We start from the raw sequence: 18,178 nt of genomic DNA on the forward strand, positions 1-18,178 counted from the left end.
CGCGGCCGCCCGGGGCGATTATCTGGATTTGCGCGCCGCTTTTTTCATTTTTTTCGACGCCGGCTCCGCTGTGGATTTGCTTTTGCCGTTACGTTTTCCCTTTCTGGCAAGGCTCTTTTTCAACCGGGTGGCATACTTTTTTTCTATCTTGATTAATGCCGATGCCAACGCCCTGCCTTTTGTTTCGATTCCCTGCAGCATATGACGTTCCATCTCCTGTGCCGACTTGACATACGTCGATGCTTGCACTTCAGCCACTTTCGCTTTCATCCGGCGAGATTTACTGGCCAGTTTACTTTTGTACGACCGGCTCAATTTGCGTATCCTGGCCAGCGCCTGACGAAGACGGATTCTTGCCAATTCCTCTTTGCGTTCCAGCAACCGGATTTTCTTTTTCAATTTTTTCAAAATGAGATGATGATCTGAAGCCACAGCCATGTGCAAACCTCCTGGTCGCGAATTGATGGTTGGCGTTATCCCTGTGCCGTCATGGGTTTGATCGCGGTCACACTCGCGCCTGTCGTCATCACATCGGATAAAGAGACGGAATCCAGCAGCGAAATCAGATCAGCGAGCTTGCTGGAATGCGCTTCCTGTTCGCGCTTAAGCATGGCATTTTCCTGGGTCAACCGTGCAATTTCCCTGCGTGAATCTTCAATTTCAGCAAGCAGCAACATCATTTTTTCTTCTAGTTTTTGAAACAGATTATCTGTCATATTTTCTCTTCCTTCTGAAATTGAAATTCATTATTTCGGCGCAGACACTGGTTACACATTTTATCTTCATTTTTCAGGAGAGTAAATTCGTATATCAGCGGCAATGAAAACACATCCGGCGCGCCTATATAGTGACAGCTGCTTCTAGCCAGCCGGAATATACGCAACCGGGCTGTCTGTATCCTGCTTGTTAATAAACGGCAGCGAGGGATAGGCCACTTCAAGCGTGCGATATCCCGCCAGAATATGCTGCAGCACGGGCGCATACAGTTTCCGGCTGACGTAAATCGTATTGGCGTCCCTGTTTTTCAGCAAAGGCCACATTGCCAACAGCTGATCTGATGTCGGCACGTTAATGCGCTCTGTGCCCTTGATATGATATTTCACCGCACCCGGCGGTAAATGCAGATAAAAATTCATTTTGCTTTCCGCATCCAGAATCACCACATTCCATACATGCCAGGGTTTGATCCGGCTTGCTTCCTTCTGCAATGCAACAGCAAAACGGTTGACGCCGAATTTCGCGTAATACCATGCGGGCGCCACATCCACCGCAGCAAACAAGGCCGCAAAGAAAATCACGATCAGTCCGGCGGACCATAAGCGCTTGCGCGCAAGCACCGGCTCCCCGGAAAGAATCCAGTCAGCAGTAAACAAGACCGCGAAAGGCACCATAGGCAGGACATAATAGCTGCGGCGCGATCCGCTGGAGGTAAAAAACAGGAAAAGCACGAACAAAGTCCAGGCAACCCATCGTGAATCAGTCGTCATGTTTTTCCAGCGCGATTTGAGCGTCAGCAGCGCCGGGATAAAAAAAATCGTCCACGGCAGCAGATAAACAGGCAAATAAAGAAAATAAGTATAGATAGGGCCTTGATGATCGAATGGCTGAAAGTAACGAAGAATGTTTTCCCTGTATACCAGATACAAACCGTTTTGTGCAAATGAGTCGCCCCCAAAATAACTGGACGCAATGAATGGAGACAGGTAGACCAGCAGAGCCGGTATCACCGCCCAGACCAGGGTCAATCGCAAGTGTTGCTTCCAGGATTTTTGCAAAATAATATCGACCAGCACCGCGATCAGCGGGACGATCGCGCCCACCAGCCCCTTGCATAACGAAGTAAGCGCAATGACCAGAAAGAATACCGCATAATCCCAGAAACGGGCGTGCTCGCGTTTATTGAAGTACCAGGCGACAGCGAAAACCGTCCCGGCAAGGTTCAACATGTCTGCGCTGCTGACACGCGACCAGAACACAAAGTAATAAGTAGTCAGCAGCAGCCATCCGGACAACAGCCCCAGATGTCTGTCCTGAATTTTTTTCCCCAGGAAATAAATCGATGCCACTGTGAGCAGACCCGCCAAAGCCGACGGCAGCCGCAAAGTCCAGGTTGTCAAAGCACTGGTCAGTTTGGCGAACAGTGCAATAAGCCAATAAGACAGCAGCGGTTTGTCATAATAATCTGAATTGCCCAGATAGGGATGTAAAAAATCATTCCGGTAAAACATGCCTGAAACAATGTCCGCCCAGCGATGTTCCTGAGTCCAGATTTCCCGGCCGCCCAGGCAAGTAAAAAGCAGAATGACAGCAGCCAATAGTAAATAACTCACCCTGGCCTTGTTGCCCCACAAGGAATCAGCAATCGCAGCAAGTTTCATATGTCTTCTTACCTGACATTTGATAAAGCTGTTAAGTATATCTGGAGTAAGACTAAAAAAATATAGACAATTAGTAACCTATGGACTATAAAAAACTCTCAAAAAAAAGCAGCGACCTGATAGAATAGCGCCAGTTCAGACGGCGATGATGCCGTCCCAGACCAGGTCCAGGATGAATGATCACGGGGGAATGAATTATGTTTAAAGGAAGCATGGTCGCCATCGTCACACCCATGCATAACGATGGATCAATTGACAAAAAAGCATTGCAGGAATTGACGGAATGGCATATCGGCGCCGGCACGGACGCCATTATTGCAGCCGGCACGACCGGCGAATCCGCCACGCTTGAACCCGATGAGCAATTCGAAGTAATTTCACTGATTGTCAGGCAGGCGGCCGGACGCATCCCTGTTATCGCCGGCTCCGGCACCAACTCCACCCGCACTACCATCAGACTGTCCGAAAATGCCAGGCGCGCCGGCGCAGACGCCTGCCTGATCGTAACGCCTTATTACAACAAACCGACCCAGAACGGACTGTACGCTCATTATGAAATGGTCATGAAACAGGTGGACATGCCAGTGATTTTATATAATGTTCCGGGGAGAACCGCATGCGACCTGCTGCCAGAAACCGTTGAACGCCTGTCACAGATCAAAAATATCCTGGGAATCAAGGAAGCCACCGGGAAAGTGGAACGCGCCGCAGAGATCATCCGCCGCTGCGGAAACACTTTTGCGGTTTACAGCGGTGACGATGCCACCGCGCTGGATTTGATGCTGGCTGGCGCCCAAGGCGTTATCTCCGTCACCGCGAACGTTGCTCCGCAAAAAATGCATGCCATGTGCACGGCCGCTCTGGGCGGAAACATGACACTGGCCGCACAAATCAATGATGAACTGATGTTGCTGCACAAAAATCTGTTCCTGGAATCCAATCCCATCCCCGCCAAATGGGCATTGGCCGAAATGGGCAAAATCCAGGCCGGCATACGCATGCCGTTGCTGCCGCTGGACAGCCAATACCACCAAGATGTAAAGAAAGCCATGCAAAATGCAGGAGTAAAATAATATGAATTGCAAATTCATCGCACGCGCGATCGCCCTGGCCACGCTTTTCCCGCTCGCGCTGACGGGTTGTTCCTATTTTTCCAAATCTTCCATCAGCCAGAACCGGGACAAAACTTATCTGTCTGCCAAATCCATACCGCCCTTGAAAATTCCGCCAGGCATTGCATCCAGCGCATTTCAAAGCGCCTACCCCGTCTCTGACCGGCAGTATCCCCTTTCCGCGGAGGATATCAGCGTCGTCCCACCCGGTCTGAATGGATAGCAAGCATGATACAAGGGCACTGGAAAGTCTGTCTAAACCCAGTATAATCCACCCTGACTCAGGAGAGGTACCGAAGCGGTCATAACGGCGCCGACTCGAAATCGGATGGGGAGTTTATGCTCCCACGAGGGTTCGAATCCCTCCCTCTCCGTAAATAAAAAAGGACACACGTAGAGCCCAAAGCTCCGAATAGCAAGATAACAACTACTCTTGCACCAACGATGTGCCCTCGCTCAACGTGTCTAAATATTTTTTGTAGACATAAATCTTATTTCTGAGTTTTCCTGTAATTTCTTCCACAATTACTCAGACTGTTATCTGCAGAAATAAATTATACGCCACTCTGACGCCTGGTCCGCCGTTTGAATGCCCCATTAATCCAGCATTGCTCAAGAAAACACGATCAAGCGGCACCGGGTAAACCTCATTTTTTTCTCCTCCTTTTCAGCGACCTATATTATGATAACGCCATTCTCACCAAGCCGTTTGCAAAGCCATGCCCACGCGTTACAGACAGAGTGCAGACTGTCATTGTCTTGTGCTCATGCCAGGCATGAGAGACTCCAGGCGCAGAAAACGATTTGTCATGCGGCACGGTGTTGTTGAGACGGCTTGTAACTTTAACCTTTCCATCACTAACATGAGATCTTGATTATGGAAAAAATCGATCACCTGGTTCATGCCAAATGGATCATTACCTGCGAAGACCAGAACCGTGTTCTGGAAAACCATGCCCTGGCCATACACCAGGGAAAAATCCTTTCCATTCTGCCCAGCAGCCAGGCAAAAGATGCCTACCAGGCTGACAAGAATGAATCCTTTACTTCCCATGCCATACTGCCCGGATTCATCAACAGCCATACTCATCTCGCCATGAATGTTTTCCGCGGTCTCGCGGACGATCTTGAATTGATGGATTGGCTGAATAATTATATTTGGCCGGCCGAAGGCAAATGGGTCAGTCAGGAACTGGTTTATGATGGATCGCTGCTAGCCATGGCTGAAATGATACGCTGCGGCACAACCTGTTTTAATGACATGTACTTTTTCCTGGGCGCCACTGCCCAGGCAGCCGAAAAAGCCGGGCTGCGCGCACACATTGGCATGACCATTATTGATGTGCCTACCGCGTGGGCAAAAACCACCGAAGAATATTTCGCCAAAGCCGTCGAATTTTACCAGGAATATAAAAATCACGCGCGCATCACCCCCACGCTCGCACCGCACTCCACTTACACCGTATCCATGGAAAACCTTGAAAAAGTCAAAAAGCTCGCGGATGACTATCGGTTGAAAATCAATATTCATTTGCAGGAAGCACCGTCGGAAATGACCCAGTCTCTGGCAAAACACAACAAGCGCCCATTGCACCGCCTGCATGAAATCGGCATGGTATCGCCTGATCTGATTGCCATACATATGACGCAAGTCAATGACGCAGACCTGGAGATTCTCCAGCAGACACGGCCCCATATCGTGCACTGCCCGGAATCCAACATGAAACTGGTCAGCGGATCCTGTCCGGTTGAACGCCTGACACGCCTGGGCATCAATGTAGCACTGGGGACGGACGGCGCCGCCAGCAATAATGATCTGGATATGCTGGGCGAAATGCGTACGGCTGCTTTCCTGGGCAAGGTGACCGCAGACGATCCCAAGGCAGTCCCCGCCGAAAGCGCTCTCAAGATGGCGACACTCCATGGAGCGAAAGCCCTGGGCACAGACACGATCACGGGTTCGCTGGAAATTGGCAAAGCCGCTGATTTTATTGCCATTGATCTGGATGCCATCGAAACCCAGCCGGTCTATCACCCCGTTTCCCAGATTGTGTATTCCACTCCTCGCAGCCAGGTCACCGATGTCTGGGTGGGCGGCAAACAATTATTAAAAAACCGCGAGTTAACCCTGCTGGATGAAAAAGAGTTGCTTGAAAAAGCGCAACTCTGGCGCAAAAAGATAAAAATGTAGGTATAATCCCGCCTCACTAAATAAAAGATATGAATAACAATCTATTTTGAGGAAACTCCCATGCCAATTGAAAGAACGCTTTCCATTATCAAACCCGATGCGGTGTCCAAGCATGTCATCGGCCAAATTATCAGCCGGTTTGAAAAAGGCGGCTTACGGATTGCAGCCGCCAAAATGCTGCATTTAACCAAAGCCCAGGCCGAACAGTTTTATGCCGTCCACCAATCCCGTCCTTTCTTTCCTGCGCTGGTCAGCTTCATGAGCTCCGGCCCGGTTCTGGTGCAAGTGCTTGAAGGGGAAAACGCGATTGCGCGAAATCGTGAAATCATGGGCGCGACCAATCCCAAAGATGCGGCCCCCGGCACCATTCGCGCGGATTTTGCCGATTCCATTGACCATAATGCGGTACACGGCTCTGACGCACCCGAAACCGCCAGACAGGAAATCGCTTTTTTCTTCCAGCCGCATGAAATCTGTGCGTATGTCGCCGAAAGCGAACTCGCCTGAATGACACTGCACACGCCGGCGCACAAAATCAATCTGCTGGGCTTGGACAGAAAAGCCATGCAGGATTTTTTTGTCAGTGTCGGCGAAAAACCCTATCGCGCGGAACAGGTATTAAAGTGGATACACTTTAATGGTGCTGAAGATTTTCAGGCCATGACCAACCTGAGCAAGGCTTTGCGGCAAAAACTCTGTGAAACCGCCCAGATTACCCCACCTCAAGTCATCTATGAAAAAGCGGCCGCTGACGGAACATATAAATGGCTGTTGCGGCTTGCCGACGGCAATTGCATAGAAACCGTGTTCATCCCGGAAAAAACACGGGGAACATTGTGCATTTCTTCCCAGGTCGGGTGTATTCTCAACTGCGATTTCTGCTCCACCGGAAAACAGGGTTTTAATCGCAACCTGAGTACCGCGGAAATTATCAGCCAGCTCTGGATCGCCGTCCGCAAACTGTCAAAAATGAATGGCGTCCATGACCATGCCGTCACCAATGTCGTCATGATGGGAATGGGTGAACCACTGCTGAATTTTGATAATGTCATTCCCGCGCTTCATCTCATGCTGGATGACTTCGCTTACGGACTGTCCAAGCGCCGGGTCACTGTCAGCACGGCAGGGGTCGTGCCAGCCATGTATCAGCTGCGCGCAGCCACCGATGTCGCCCTGGCGGTTTCCCTGCATGCCCCCAATGATGAATTGAGAAACCAGCTTGTGCCTCTAAACAAGAAATATCCTCTGGATGAGTTAATGACAGTCTGCCGGGAATATTTTAAAGATGACAGCCGCCGCTCTATCACCATGGAATATGTCATGCTTGCCGGGGTCAATGACACACCCGAGCACGCCCGCCAGCTCATCAAGATCCTGAGCGGCGTACGCGCCAAAATGAACCTGATCCCTTTCAATCCGTTTCCGCATACCGATTATCAGAGATCAGACACCGAAACCATTAACCGTTTTCGTGATATTCTGATGAAGGCCGGCTTGAATACCACGATCAGAAGAACGCGCGGAGATGATATTGACGCCGCCTGCGGACAGCTGGTCGGGCAGGTTAAAGACCGGACCCGGCGAAATGAGCGATATTTACGGTCCGCCAAGCAAAAAGTCGTTGGCGGGAATAACTGATCGTCATACAATTTAATATGCAGAACCGCCTATTAAACAAGGACAGTGACGCTCTATGATAAACCAGACCCTACATACCGGTTTCAACCCGCACAAGCACATCCCTTTTGGCATACGCTTGAAGTCGGCCCGTGAAGCACAGGGCATGGATCGCAAGGAAGTGGCTGCTGCGCTGCGGCTGCACGAAAAAGTCATCATCATGATTGAGAGCGGGGAATTCAAGACCGATCTGCCCCTCACCTTTATTCGCGGATATATTCGTAACTACAGTAAATTGCTGGAAATCCCTGAACAGGAACTCCAGGAAGCACTGGACTTGCTCAAGCCCAAGCCGGAAACAGAAGAACATCAGCCTGCTGCGTCTGATTCGGTTGCGCAGATACCATCCGCACCCACGACGCAGACCAAGGCCAGCCTGCCCGTCAGCATAGGCAATTTTTTCATGCAATTATTCACTTACCTGCTGGCCATCACGCTCATCGGACTGGTAGGCATCTGGTGGCATTCCCATAAATCCGCCTCGCAGCAGAATACCAGCCTGGCTCAACCACTCGCGCCCACAGCAGCCGAACCCCCTAATACTGCTACTGCCGCACCTTTCACCGCCCCCAGCTCACGCCAGCCGCAGGATAACACTTCCGATACCATGGCAGGCAGAAGCGCTCCAACGGAAAACGCTGCCCCGCTTGCGGCTGGCGAACCTGCTGACATCTCGACTGCCGCCAGTCCTGACACCACTGCAGCACCTGCGGATGAACAATCTGCCGGCCAGAGTACCGATGCCGCCAGCCCCTACGCCGCGACTGCCAGCCCTGCGGAACAAGGGCATGCACGCAGCGGAGAATCATCCAGTCCTGCCGGACGTTCCAGCCATTTCAGCCACAGCAACCCTGACGCGCTCACAAACATTGCCATAGGCGAAAACAGTCTGAATTTATTGGCCGATTTAATTATGTTTCTGCTGATTATCAAACTCGGCATGCGCGGCCACTCCGCTTCATCCCTGAATTCCGCGATGGCCGGTATCCGATTGCCCAGGGAAAAACACGCACACCGTCATTCGGCTCGCGTCACCCCTATCCTCCCGTTCCTGGGCAAACTGAAAATTAACTGGTCTGTCACCTTTTTTTCCCTGATCGTTCTCGCCTCGCTGATAGGCTTGGGCAACGCGCTCTGGCACAGACATGCCAAAATCCAGCCGGCCGCTGCACCTGCTCCTGTCACGCTGTCTGACAGTAACGCGAAAAAACCGGAACCGGCGGCCGTCGCCAGCGTGCCTTTTAATCCCGAGCCCCTGGATATACAACTGCCTTCCTCCAATCTGCAAACGGCCATGCTGGCGACGCTGAAAGTAAATGCCCTGCAAGCTCTGGTCAACCAGCTGGAGGATCTTGCCGCCCAGGCGGAAGCCACCCGATTTTTACTCACAGACAAATCCACACCCATAGGGCAGTTCAGCTACCCCAAAAAGCCGCGTAAAAAACGGAAAGCCAATTACATTGCCAGCGAAACCAAACCGGAATATAACAACAATGCTCCACCTTATTACTATCAGCAGTATAATCGCTATCCCTGACGCAGCTGCGTCCGGCATTTAGCTGTCGCCTCATGAAGATTGTCAGTTGCGGCGGTCTTCATGTCAGCGCATAGTCATTGGAACAAAGCGCCATGCCCAAGGGCTGGCGCAAACCCATAAACGCCGCGCAAAAACCGGATATTAAAGATGCGGCATGTGGAGCAAGACAGTGATATATTAAGCTGTCCGCAGTCAGAATAATCAATTCCAAAACCATCTCTAGAGGAAATGAACGTGACAGAAATGATCCAGGCAGTTAGAGGCATGAATGATATCCTCCCTTCCGAAACTCACCTCTGGCTTTATGCGGAACATGTTTTCCGCCGCGTCCTCCTGGCCCACGGCTATCAGGAAATCCGTTTTCCCATCGTGGAAAAGACGGATTTATTCAAACGATCAATAGGTGAAATCACTGATATCGTTGAAAAGGAAATGTATACTTTTCTTGACCGCAACGAAGAAAGCCTGACTCTGCGCCCGGAAGGAACCGCCTGCTGTGTACGCGCCGCACTGGAACACGGATTGCTGCACAACCAGGTTCAACGCTTATGGTACTCTGGGCCCTTCTTTCGCCACGAACGGCCGCAGAAAGGCCGCTACCGCCAGTTTCATCAGTTTTCAGCGGAAGCATTCGGCCTCGCCGGACCTGATATCGACGCTGAAATTATCCTGCTCTCCTTTGCCGTTCTTGAAAAACTGGGCATACACTCACTGGTCAAATTGCAGCTGAATTCGCTAGGCACACCCGAATCCCGTAATCAATACCGCAAACAATTAATACAATACTTCCAGTCACATCAGGACAAACTGGATGAAGAAAGTTTACAGCGTCTGCATAAAAATCCTCTGCGCATTCTGGACAGCAAAAACCCCGAGATGAAGCAGCTGATTGCAAACGCGCCCAAACTACTGGAGCATCTGGACACCGAATCATTGGAACATTTCGAAAAATTGCAGACTTACCTCAAACACGCCGGTCTTAACTTTGAAATCAATCCCTGTCTGGTGCGCGGCCTCGATTATTACACCAAAACGGTGTTTGAATGGGTCACTGACAAACTGGGCGCGCAAGGCACAGTCTGCGCGGGCGGACGTTACGACGGACTCGTTCAACAGCTGGGCGGCAAGCCGACACCGGCCATCGGTTTGTCATTTGGCATGGAACGCACGCTTCTGTTGATGCAGCAGGGTGAAAAAAACCATAAGCTGGACTACACCTTGCATGCCTATCTGATCACAGATGGCGATCAGTCATTTTCGGCTGGCCTGAAAATTGCCAAATATCTGCGTACCAAGGTACCGGGATTAAAACTCATGCTGCACTGCGGAGGCGGAAGCGTGAAAAACCAATTCAAAAAGGCGGATAAAAGCGGTGCCCAATATGCCCTGATTGTGGGTGAGCACGAGTTGAAAACCCGCTCCATTTCACTCAAGAATCTCCGTGAAGACCTTCCGCAGCAATCACTCTATCAGGATGAATTGGCCGAATACCTAAAGTTGAAAATATCAAAAAAATAGCAGCACGACCCTGTCCTGATCCTGCGCGACAGTACGATACACGCGCAGGAAAGGCACTGCGCGTCATGAATCGCCGGACAAAAATATAAGCCGAGAGTTAGGGACGCAACATGATTTTCCCATTCCCTCAGACAAAAAAATCTGATTTAATACAGTGCCTAAAGAGACACCGTTTCTGAGGATTATCCATTGACTGAATATTTAACAGAACAAGAACAGATAGAGATATTAAAAAGCTGGATCAAACAATACAGCCTGGTCATCCTCATGGGCGTGTTGATCGCGGCAGCCGCCATTTCCGGCTGGCGCTACTGGCAGCAGCGGCAGAGCAAAATCCTGAACCATGCCTCATCTGTTTATGATGAAATGCTAACCATGCGTGCCCAGAATGACAACGCCGCGACTCTCACTCAAGCGAAAAAACTGCTCAATCATTACCCACAGACTACCTACGGACAAATGGCAGCCTTCATGCTGGCCAGAAACGCTGTGATCAAAAAAGATTATGCGGAAGCGAAAAAGCAGCTTAACTGGATTATGGAAGATACCCGCATCAAATCCATACGCCAGATTGCGCGCATACGGCTGGCTCGCATCCTGATCGCAGAAAAAAATGCGCAAGGTGCGCTGGATGAATTAAAAAAGGTGGATGACAAAGCTTTCGAGGGCTTGATCGATGAAGTAAGAGGCGATGCTTATCTTGCTCTCAACAACACCAGCATGGCACGGCTGTCCTATCAACAGGCATTGTCCGAATTGCCCAACGCGGAAGTGATCCGGCCTGTGCTGCGAATGAAATACGATAATCTGGCACCTGCCATACAATCAGCGTCTTAATATCTTAATATTCGAGTTTAATATGAGCAGTCCATTAATCAAAACTATAAGAACAATCGCATTATTCCTTGTTTTTACCTCCAGCCTTAGCGCTTGCGCGGGCTTTTTTGAAAAGGACAATACACCTGAGCCCACACCACTCACCAGTTATGCGCCGGAAGTCACACCGCGCCTGCTCTGGAGTGCGAATGTAGGCGCTGGCGCGGCTGGCAATGACTATCTGAAACTGAGTCCGGCTGTGAGCGAAACTGCTGTCTATACCACCAGCACCAGCGGAACAGTGACTGCACTAAGCAAGACATCCGGCAAAAGGCTCTGGCAAGTCAACACCCGGCTGCCTGTTACCACTGGCGCGGGCGCAGGCGACGGACTGGTTGTCATGGGTTCGCGCGGCGGTGATATCGTCGCCTTGCAGGAATCTGACGGCAGGCAGCGCTGGAAGGCATCGGTTCCCGGTGAAGTTATCGCGACCCCCGCTGTTGGCAGCGGTATAGTCGTAGTCAAGGCCGTGGACGGTTATACACGCGCTCTTTCTGCCAGCGATGGGCATGAATTATGGTCATTCCAGCAAGTCGAGCCTAATATGATCCTGCGCGGATCCAGTGCGCCGCTGATACGCGACCGCAGTCTGATTGTAGGATTTGCCAACGGAAACCTGGCAAAACTCAATCTTGACGGCCAGCTTCTCTGGCTGCAAACCGTGGCAATTCCGGAAGGCGCATTCGCTATCCAGCGCATGATTGACATAGACGCTGATCCGGTCGTTTACCAGCACCGCATCTATGTGGCGACCTATCAGGGAAAAATTTCTTCACTGGACTGGACCTCTGGCAGGACCTTGTGGACACATGATATTTCTTCCTACACCGGCATGGCCGCGGACGATGCCGCTGTCTACATTTCTGATGCCAAGGGCACGGTCTGGGGTTTCGGCGCCGACAGCGGTTTTGTCAACTGGCGGCAGACCAAGCTGGAATACCGTGTGATCAGCGGTCCTGCCGCGATGGGAAATTATGTCGTCGTTGGTGATGCGCAAGGCTATTTGCACTGGCTAGGCAAACAGGATGGGCATTTTGCAGGCCGGGTATCGCTGGGGTCATCGATATATGCGGCGCCTATTGTCGAAAATAATGTATTATACGCACTGACTAACAGTGGCTATCTTGCTGCCTATACCTTGAGATGAGAGACCTAGTAAAAACATGCTGCCTGTTGTCGCAATTGTCGGCCGCCCAAATGTCGGCAAATCCACTTTATTCAACCGTCTGACACACACTCGGGATGCACTGATTTCCGCATTTCCCGGCACAACCCGTGACCGTCAGTACGGTGAAGTCAATCAGGATGACCGTCATTTTATTATCATTGACACCGGCGGCATTACCGAAGAAATGGATGATGTAGGCAAGCTGATTACCAGGCAGGCGCTGCAAGCCATTGAAGACGCAGATAAGGTCTTGTTTCTCGTGGACGCGCAATCCGGAATCACGCCGGAAGATATATTGATCGCTGACACACTGCGGCGATCCGGTAAACCCGTTTATCTTGCTGTTAATAAAACAGAAGGCATGGATCCATCGCTAAGCGTGGCGGATGCCTATGAGTTAGGCTTGCCTTCACCGCTAGCCATTGCGGCGGTGCATGGATCAGGAATCAAACGTCTGCTGGAACATTTGTTTCCGGAGCCAACCAGTGCAAACAATTCTCCGGATGAAACATCCAATCGCATCAAGCTGGCGATTGTCGGCCGCCCCAATGTCGGGAAATCAACCCTGACTAACCGTATGCTGGGTGAAGAACGGGTGATCGTACATGATTCTCCCGGCACGACTAGAGACAGTATTTACATCCCGCTGGAACGCCACGACCAGCATTACACCCTGATAGACACCGCCGGGGTACGCAAGCGCAAAAAAATGTCCGATGTGCCGGAAAAATTTTCAGTGGTCAAGACATTGCAATCCATAGAAGAATCAAACGTTGTGTTATATGTGGTTGACGCGCGGATCGGTGTCTCCGAGCAAGACTTGAAATTACTGGGATTTGTTCTCGAATGCGGTAAAGCGCTTGTCATTGCGGTCAACAAATGGGATGGCATGAGTGAAGAAGCTCGTGATCACGCAAGAGCCACCATTGACCGCCACCTTGATTTTGTCCGCTTCGCCCGCGTACATTATATTTCCGCCTTGCACGGATCAGGTGTGGGTAATTTATTTGATTCTGTGCAAGAAGCTTTTGTATCGGCGACACAAAAGTTATCCACCCCCTTATTAAGCCGCCTGTTGCAGGAGGCACAAACCACCCATCAACCGCCACTGGTTCAGGGGCGCCGCGTCAAACTGCGTTACGCGCACCCCGGCGGCCACAATCCTCCCCGCATTGTGATTCATGGCAACCAGTTAAATGCTCTCCCGGAAAGTTACCGCAAATTTCTGGCGCATTTCTATCAGAAGAAACTGAATCTTTTTGGCACGCCAGTGCTCATAGAATTCAGGACCAGTGAAAATCCATTCCGCAAAAAACCCGGCTAGCGCACAATAGCCCTGTTTTTGGCGAATAGCAGCGGCATTAAGATTTTTTTAATAATTCACCCGGATAATACCCAGGCATTTCCCGTATCCATGTCATTAATACGGGATGCATAAAGACCCACTCTCAGATAGTTAAATTTAACTCAAAAAATACAAACCGGGGTTTATCATGGAATCAAGAAAAAAATTTTTATTTCGCGGCGAATTTAAAAAGTTACTCGCAAACCCAAAATTTGTTTATGTGAGCGACTCGCTTAACGCCTCACCCCAAGCGGTTCCGGTCGATGAATTCGCGAAAAAAGTCCACATGACTGCCTGGACTGAAACACCTGTCATTGAATCCGATTCCGCATCCGCCATCAAAAATCATCCGCCAGCTCCTGAAATATCGAAAAAGAGACTTGAGGGAATATTGCAGGCTATCAAGGCCAATCGGAATAAAATGATTATCACCCATATGAATGACAAAGTGGGATATGGCGTCATTGCCGGGGAAGATTTGCCGCAAGGTACTTATCTTGCTATCTATACCGGATTAATCCGCCCCGTCTCGGAAAAAGATCCGTTAGAAAACCATAGCAGCATTTATGCCTCCGCATTTCGATACCAGACAGACACTACCCATGGCAGCGTCAATGCGGCTGAATACGGCAATATAGCCCGTTTTTTTCAACATGCTCCAGAGATGGATTTACCAACCGCTTCCACTGGCTCTTCACACGACGACATGAACATATCTCAAATCAGCGATTATCAGATTTCAGATACGGTTGCCCTGAACCGCATTGCGACCGCCAATCTGGAGTATGAAGAGTTAGTCTATGCTGATCATCCGCTGCTCATCGCCCGCACCACACGGCCAATCAGGAAGGGAGAACTGCTTGTCAGCAACTACGGGATGACTTATTGGCTAAATCATGCCGCCATCCCGCAGTTATTTTATCAAGACGGCCAGCCTGTGGATCCGGATTTATATCAAGCGAAAAAAGTCATACTCAGGCTTTATCGCGGCGAACGCAGGAACGGGTTTGATAATCCACATTTGGATATTAAAATGCCCATAGATAATTTTGATCTTGATTCAAATAATGGAAAAATCCTGATTCAAGCCGATGGCAATGAGTTATTGGTTGTAACAAAAGAGGATTTTCTTGAGCAATTCCATGCCTGCCCGCAATCACCCTATGTTGTATTGCAAAAACCTAGCGCGGTCATACCGTTGAACAGCTCCGAGAACGAGGCAATCTCGTCAATCCGACCGAGCGAAGTGGAAAAGGAAAAACAGTCGCAGGCTGTTTCCACCCTGGGCTTGCATGGCGAATCCAAGAAAACGGCGGTTTGCGCTGCCCTGGACCGCATTGGCGCCTCATTGTTTTTGCCAGCGTGGAATTATAACGCCACCAAAGATCTCGCATATATTACTTCACCTGATGAGGCCAGCATGTTAAAGCTGAAACAATACCTTGAATTGCAAGGGCTGAAGATTCAATACGGAAAAAATAAAAACAATAATAACCCATTAATCTATTTGCCTAACCCGGATGTAAAAACACTGAAATCCATTCCTGAAATTCCATCCGTGCAACAGACTGCAGTCATGGGCCCTCCCTAATCCCGGACATGCGATGCCACAAGCCAGGCCGGGTTCAAACCAGCAACCCGGCTCAGTCCCGAAAATTCACAAATTGCAGGGGAAGCGCCACCTTGGCTTCGCGCAGCATGGCGATGACCGCTTGCAGGTCATCACGTTTTTTTCCCGTCACACGCACCTGGTCACCTTGTATGGAAGCCTGTACCTTCAAGCCTGAATCCTTGATCAGCCGGGTAATTTTCTTAGCATTGTCCGCGTCTATGCCCTGCCTGATTTCAATAATCTGCCTGGCTTCATTCAGACTCGCGCTGGCTTCCTGGTAGTGTAGTGACCGGATGTCCACACTACGCTTGGCCAATTTGTTGCGCAAAATTTCATCAATCTGTTTCAATTGAAAATCCGTGGGAGCAATAAGAGTGATTTTATCTTTCGCCAGCTCCACTCGGGAATCCGTATCCTTGAAATCGAACCGGTTTGATACTTCCCGGTTGGCCTGGTCTACCGCATTGGTCACTTCATGACTGTCGATGTTTGAAACAATATCGAAAGAAGGCATGTCTCTCTCCAAAATGTCATTGCATCAAGGAAAAATAATCTTATCCGGCTCCGAAACGTTAAATCCGGCATTCCAGGCCGCACGGGGATTGGTATAATAGCATGTTAAATAAGCAAAAAATACCATCTCAACGAACTTTTACCCTGGCTGGAAACAGACCGTTCCCAGCCCCGGGCCTGTTTATTATGCAAATCATTCTGGCTGGCAGACAAGCTCTGTCCCGCTCAAGACAGGCAGGCGCATGGGAAGTCCCTGATTATTCTTAGAGAAACCTTGACAGTAACATAGTGGATTACTACGATTCTCCCTTGCGATCTTGCAATAGACAGAATGAGATGACCCCATGCCGTTAGAGTCCATACGCAGCCTTGTGAGCGAAGACCTTCAGTCCACAGACAGGTTCATCATCTCCCGGCTGGAATCCAATATTCCCATGGTCAAGGATGTCATCGAATATGTCCTGACCTGCGGCGGCAAACGGGTAAGACCGCTGGTTCTGCTCCTAAGCGCGCGCGCGCTGAATCATCAAGGCCAAAAGCATATAGATCTCGCTGCCGTCATAGAGCTCATACACACTGCCACACTTTTGCATGATGACGTTGTGGACGATTCCACACTCAGACGCGGGCATAAGACAGCCAACACTATCTGGGGCAATGATACCAGCGTGCTGGTGGGAGACTTTCTTTACTCACGGGCGTTCCAGATCGTAGTGGACATCAAGCATGACACTGTCCTGGACATCTTTGCCAAGGCGACACCGTTTATTGCTGAAGGTGAAATCCTGCAACTGGTCAACTGCAACAACCCGGATACCACTGAACAGTTTTATTTCGACGTCATAGAACGCAAGACCGCCAAACTCTTCGAAATCGCCGCACAGCTAGGCGCCACGCTTTCAACCGAATCTGCCGCGCATATTGAAGCCATGAGGTTATTCGGGCTGCATCTGGGGCTGGCTTATCAACTCATCGATGACGCGCTGGATTACAGCCAGTCTGTCAAGGAAACCGGCAAAAATGTCGGCCAGGACATTTCCGAAGGTAAAACCACCTTGCCGCTCATTCATGCCATGCGCATGAGCAAGGGCGCAGACCTTGAGCTGATGCGCAACGCCATTCAGACCGGCACCAGTAAAAACCTTGACAAGATACTAGGAATTATTGAATCTACGGATGCGATCAAGTACACTGCCGCCACAGCAAAACAACATGCTTTAAAAGCAAAAGAAGCCTTGTCGGCAATATCCGCCTCACCTTACCGTCAGGCGCTGGAGACATTGAGTGATTTTGTTGTCAGCAGGACTTATTGATACATCGGGGTGTGGCTCAGCCTGGTAGAGCGCTGCCTTCGGGAGGCAGATGTCGCAGGTTCAAATCCTGTCACCCCGATAAATGGAATCAATTAGCCAGGCCGGCACCACTTTTGTTGTTCTTATCTCGGGTACCCACAGAGGCAACGCCACGGCAAAAAGCCCCAACCTCTCCACCCAACCAAAAGTGTGCGAAAAGGGCGGGCTTATTTCTGTGTTATCTTCAAATCTGCTCTTGTGTATTCGGAGAATAAAACCATATGTTGTTACACGATAATTTCCTGCTAGACCACATACCAGGACATATTGGCTGGAAAGATGTTGATCGCGTCTATCAGGGCGCAAACAAGGCTTTGCTTGAGTTTAAAGGCGTTAAATATCCGAATGATATTACAGGCAAAACTGATGAAGAAATTTCCCCGCCTCCACTGAAGAGAATCGAGTGTTTCTAGAGCAAGATTTGCGCGTATTAAAAGGCGAAAAAATTTGCACCGTGCATAGAAATTCAAAAACGAATGCAATTTTTTTATTAGATAAAAGCCCTATAATTAGCCCGAAAAACACCATCATTGGATTAATTTATTATTGCCGACCCTGACGTAAGGCGGATGTTTTCCATCTACTAAATCAGCTCGATAATAAATTAAATTTGGGGATTGAAGATTACACAGTGAACCATCACCAAAATATATTTAAATTGACGAAACGCGAGTGCGAGTGCGTATTTTTACTGGTTAGGGGAAAAACTGCAAAAGAAATGGCGGATTTGCTTTTGTTATCGAAACGAATAATCGAATCTTACATAGAAAATATCAAAAACAAAATGAATTGCCAGAACAAAGCTGAATTACTGGTAAAAGCAGTTTCAAATGGTTATCACAAACAAGTTCCCATAAGATTAAATCATCTTGCCATCATGAAATCGCTTTAATTAAATG

General features: G+C 49.7%; 17 protein-coding genes and 2 tRNA genes. 15 read left to right on the forward strand and 4 right to left on the reverse strand.

Going from position 1 to position 18,178, the window contains the following annotated elements; all coding sequences use genetic code 11:
* Positions 1-18: 18 nt before the first annotated feature.
* From AQULUS_RS07930 to AQULUS_RS07940, 3 genes are all read right to left on the reverse strand, one after another.
* Positions 19-438, reverse strand: coding sequence for a hypothetical protein (locus AQULUS_RS07930; RefSeq protein ID WP_148339526.1), 420 nt, complete (start codon positions 436-438; stop codon positions 19-21).
* 35 nt (positions 439-473) lie between these two features.
* Positions 474-716, reverse strand: coding sequence for a DNA replication initiation control protein YabA (locus tag AQULUS_RS07935; protein WP_148339527.1), 243 nt, complete (start codon positions 714-716; stop codon positions 474-476).
* 144 nt (positions 717-860) lie between these two features.
* A complete protein-coding gene (locus AQULUS_RS07940) occupies positions 861-2,378 on the reverse strand; it encodes an ArnT family glycosyltransferase (protein WP_148339528.1) in 1,518 nt (505 codons plus the stop codon).
* 197 nt (positions 2,379-2,575) lie between these two features.
* Between AQULUS_RS07940 and dapA the strand changes: the two genes are divergently transcribed.
* The 12 genes from dapA to AQULUS_RS08000 all read left to right on the forward strand — a co-directional run bounded on the left by dapA (position 2,576) and on the right by AQULUS_RS08000 (position 15,393).
* On the forward strand, positions 2,576-3,451 hold the full coding sequence (gene dapA / locus AQULUS_RS07945) for a 4-hydroxy-tetrahydrodipicolinate synthase (protein WP_148339529.1): 876 nt from the start codon (positions 2,576-2,578) through the stop codon (positions 3,449-3,451).
* A gap of 1 nt (position 3,452) precedes the next feature.
* Positions 3,453-3,713 carry a hypothetical protein gene (locus AQULUS_RS07950; RefSeq protein ID WP_148339530.1) on the forward strand — a complete coding sequence of 87 codons (261 nt, stop codon included), beginning with the start codon at positions 3,453-3,455 and terminating at the stop codon, positions 3,711-3,713.
* Between the two features lie 61 nt (positions 3,714-3,774).
* Positions 3,775-3,864, forward strand: a tRNA-Ser gene (locus tag AQULUS_RS07955).
* A 503-nt stretch (positions 3,865-4,367) separates the two neighbouring features.
* Entirely contained in the window at positions 4,368-5,681 is a 1,314-nt protein-coding gene (locus tag AQULUS_RS07960) for a TRZ/ATZ family hydrolase (protein ID WP_148339531.1), read from the forward strand.
* 60 nt (positions 5,682-5,741) lie between these two features.
* Entirely contained in the window at positions 5,742-6,188 is a 447-nt protein-coding gene (gene ndk / locus AQULUS_RS07965) for a nucleoside-diphosphate kinase (protein ID WP_148339532.1), read from the forward strand.
* On the forward strand, positions 6,189-7,319 hold the full coding sequence (gene rlmN / locus AQULUS_RS07970) for a 23S rRNA (adenine(2503)-C(2))-methyltransferase RlmN (protein WP_148339533.1): 1,131 nt from the start codon (positions 6,189-6,191) through the stop codon (positions 7,317-7,319). It abuts the gene before it with no gap.
* Positions 7,320-7,374: 55 nt separating this feature from the next.
* On the forward strand, positions 7,375-8,895 hold the full coding sequence (locus tag AQULUS_RS07975; protein ID WP_148339534.1) for a helix-turn-helix domain-containing protein: 1,521 nt from the start codon (positions 7,375-7,377) through the stop codon (positions 8,893-8,895).
* A 234-nt stretch (positions 8,896-9,129) separates the two neighbouring features.
* Positions 9,130-10,413: a histidine--tRNA ligase gene (gene hisS / locus AQULUS_RS07980; RefSeq protein WP_148339535.1), complete on the forward strand. Its 1,284-nt coding sequence runs from the start codon at positions 9,130-9,132 to the stop codon at positions 10,411-10,413.
* A 189-nt stretch (positions 10,414-10,602) separates the two neighbouring features.
* Positions 10,603-11,250 (forward strand): YfgM family protein, encoded by a 648-nt coding sequence (locus AQULUS_RS07985; RefSeq protein WP_148339536.1) that lies wholly within the window; start codon positions 10,603-10,605, stop codon positions 11,248-11,250.
* 22 nt (positions 11,251-11,272) lie between these two features.
* A complete protein-coding gene (bamB, locus tag AQULUS_RS07990) occupies positions 11,273-12,436 on the forward strand; it encodes an outer membrane protein assembly factor BamB (RefSeq protein ID WP_148339537.1) in 1,164 nt (387 codons plus the stop codon).
* 16 nt (positions 12,437-12,452) lie between these two features.
* A complete protein-coding gene (der, locus tag AQULUS_RS07995) occupies positions 12,453-13,781 on the forward strand; it encodes a ribosome biogenesis GTPase Der (RefSeq protein WP_148339538.1) in 1,329 nt (442 codons plus the stop codon).
* Positions 13,782-13,950: 169 nt separating this feature from the next.
* Positions 13,951-15,393, forward strand: coding sequence for an SET domain-containing protein-lysine N-methyltransferase (locus tag AQULUS_RS08000; RefSeq protein WP_148339539.1), 1,443 nt, complete (start codon positions 13,951-13,953; stop codon positions 15,391-15,393).
* A gap of 52 nt (positions 15,394-15,445) precedes the next feature.
* Here the strand turns inward: AQULUS_RS08000 and AQULUS_RS08005 are convergent, their stop codons facing one another.
* The gene (locus tag AQULUS_RS08005; protein ID WP_148339540.1) at positions 15,446-15,928 is read right to left on the reverse strand and encodes a YajQ family cyclic di-GMP-binding protein; all 483 of its coding nucleotides are present in this window, start codon (positions 15,926-15,928) and stop codon (positions 15,446-15,448) included.
* A 343-nt stretch (positions 15,929-16,271) separates the two neighbouring features.
* Between AQULUS_RS08005 and AQULUS_RS08010 the strand changes: the two genes are divergently transcribed.
* The 3 genes from AQULUS_RS08010 to AQULUS_RS13045 all read left to right on the forward strand — a co-directional run bounded on the left by AQULUS_RS08010 (position 16,272) and on the right by AQULUS_RS13045 (position 18,171).
* Complete coding sequence (locus AQULUS_RS08010; RefSeq protein ID WP_148339541.1) at positions 16,272-17,240, forward strand: polyprenyl synthetase family protein; 969 nt, start codon at positions 16,272-16,274, stop codon at positions 17,238-17,240.
* A 5-nt stretch (positions 17,241-17,245) separates the two neighbouring features.
* Positions 17,246-17,319, forward strand: a tRNA-Pro gene (locus AQULUS_RS08015).
* A gap of 591 nt (positions 17,320-17,910) precedes the next feature.
* Positions 17,911-18,171 carry a response regulator transcription factor gene (locus AQULUS_RS13045; RefSeq protein WP_232051862.1) on the forward strand — a complete coding sequence of 87 codons (261 nt, stop codon included), beginning with the start codon at positions 17,911-17,913 and terminating at the stop codon, positions 18,169-18,171.
* The last annotated feature ends 7 nt before the right edge of the window (positions 18,172-18,178 follow it).

Origin of the sequence: Aquicella siphonis (assembly GCF_902459485.1) — a bacterium.
Taxonomy (GTDB): domain Bacteria; phylum Pseudomonadota; class Gammaproteobacteria; order DSM-16500; family DSM-16500; genus Aquicella; species Aquicella siphonis.

Bases quoted from the DNA above. Each gene is read 5' to 3' on its own strand.
- bamB (WP_148339537.1), top strand. From the start codon at position 11,273: ATGAGCAGTCCATTAATCAAAACTATAAGAACAATCGCATTATTCCTT.
- dapA (WP_148339529.1), top strand. From the start codon at position 2,576: ATGTTTAAAGGAAGCATGGTCGCCATCGTCACACCCATGCATAACGAT.
- AQULUS_RS08000 (WP_148339539.1), top strand. From the start codon at position 13,951: ATGGAATCAAGAAAAAAATTTTTATTTCGCGGCGAATTTAAAAAGTTA.
- AQULUS_RS08010 (WP_148339541.1), top strand. From the start codon at position 16,272: ATGCCGTTAGAGTCCATACGCAGCCTTGTGAGCGAAGACCTTCAGTCC.
- AQULUS_RS07975 (WP_148339534.1), top strand. From the start codon at position 7,375: ATGATAAACCAGACCCTACATACCGGTTTCAACCCGCACAAGCACATC.
- AQULUS_RS07940 (WP_148339528.1), bottom strand. From the start codon at position 2,378: ATGAAACTTGCTGCGATTGCTGATTCCTTGTGGGGCAACAAGGCCAGG.
- ndk (WP_148339532.1), top strand. From the start codon at position 5,742: ATGCCAATTGAAAGAACGCTTTCCATTATCAAACCCGATGCGGTGTCC.
- AQULUS_RS07935 (WP_148339527.1), bottom strand. From the start codon at position 716: ATGACAGATAATCTGTTTCAAAAACTAGAAGAAAAAATGATGTTGCTG.
- AQULUS_RS07930 (WP_148339526.1), bottom strand. From the start codon at position 438: ATGGCTGTGGCTTCAGATCATCATCTCATTTTGAAAAAATTGAAAAAG.
- AQULUS_RS07950 (WP_148339530.1), top strand. From the start codon at position 3,453: ATGAATTGCAAATTCATCGCACGCGCGATCGCCCTGGCCACGCTTTTC.
- rlmN (WP_148339533.1), top strand. From the start codon at position 6,189: ATGACACTGCACACGCCGGCGCACAAAATCAATCTGCTGGGCTTGGAC.
- der (WP_148339538.1), top strand. From the start codon at position 12,453: ATGCTGCCTGTTGTCGCAATTGTCGGCCGCCCAAATGTCGGCAAATCC.
- AQULUS_RS08005 (WP_148339540.1), bottom strand. From the start codon at position 15,928: ATGCCTTCTTTCGATATTGTTTCAAACATCGACAGTCATGAAGTGACC.
- AQULUS_RS07960 (WP_148339531.1), top strand. From the start codon at position 4,368: ATGGAAAAAATCGATCACCTGGTTCATGCCAAATGGATCATTACCTGC.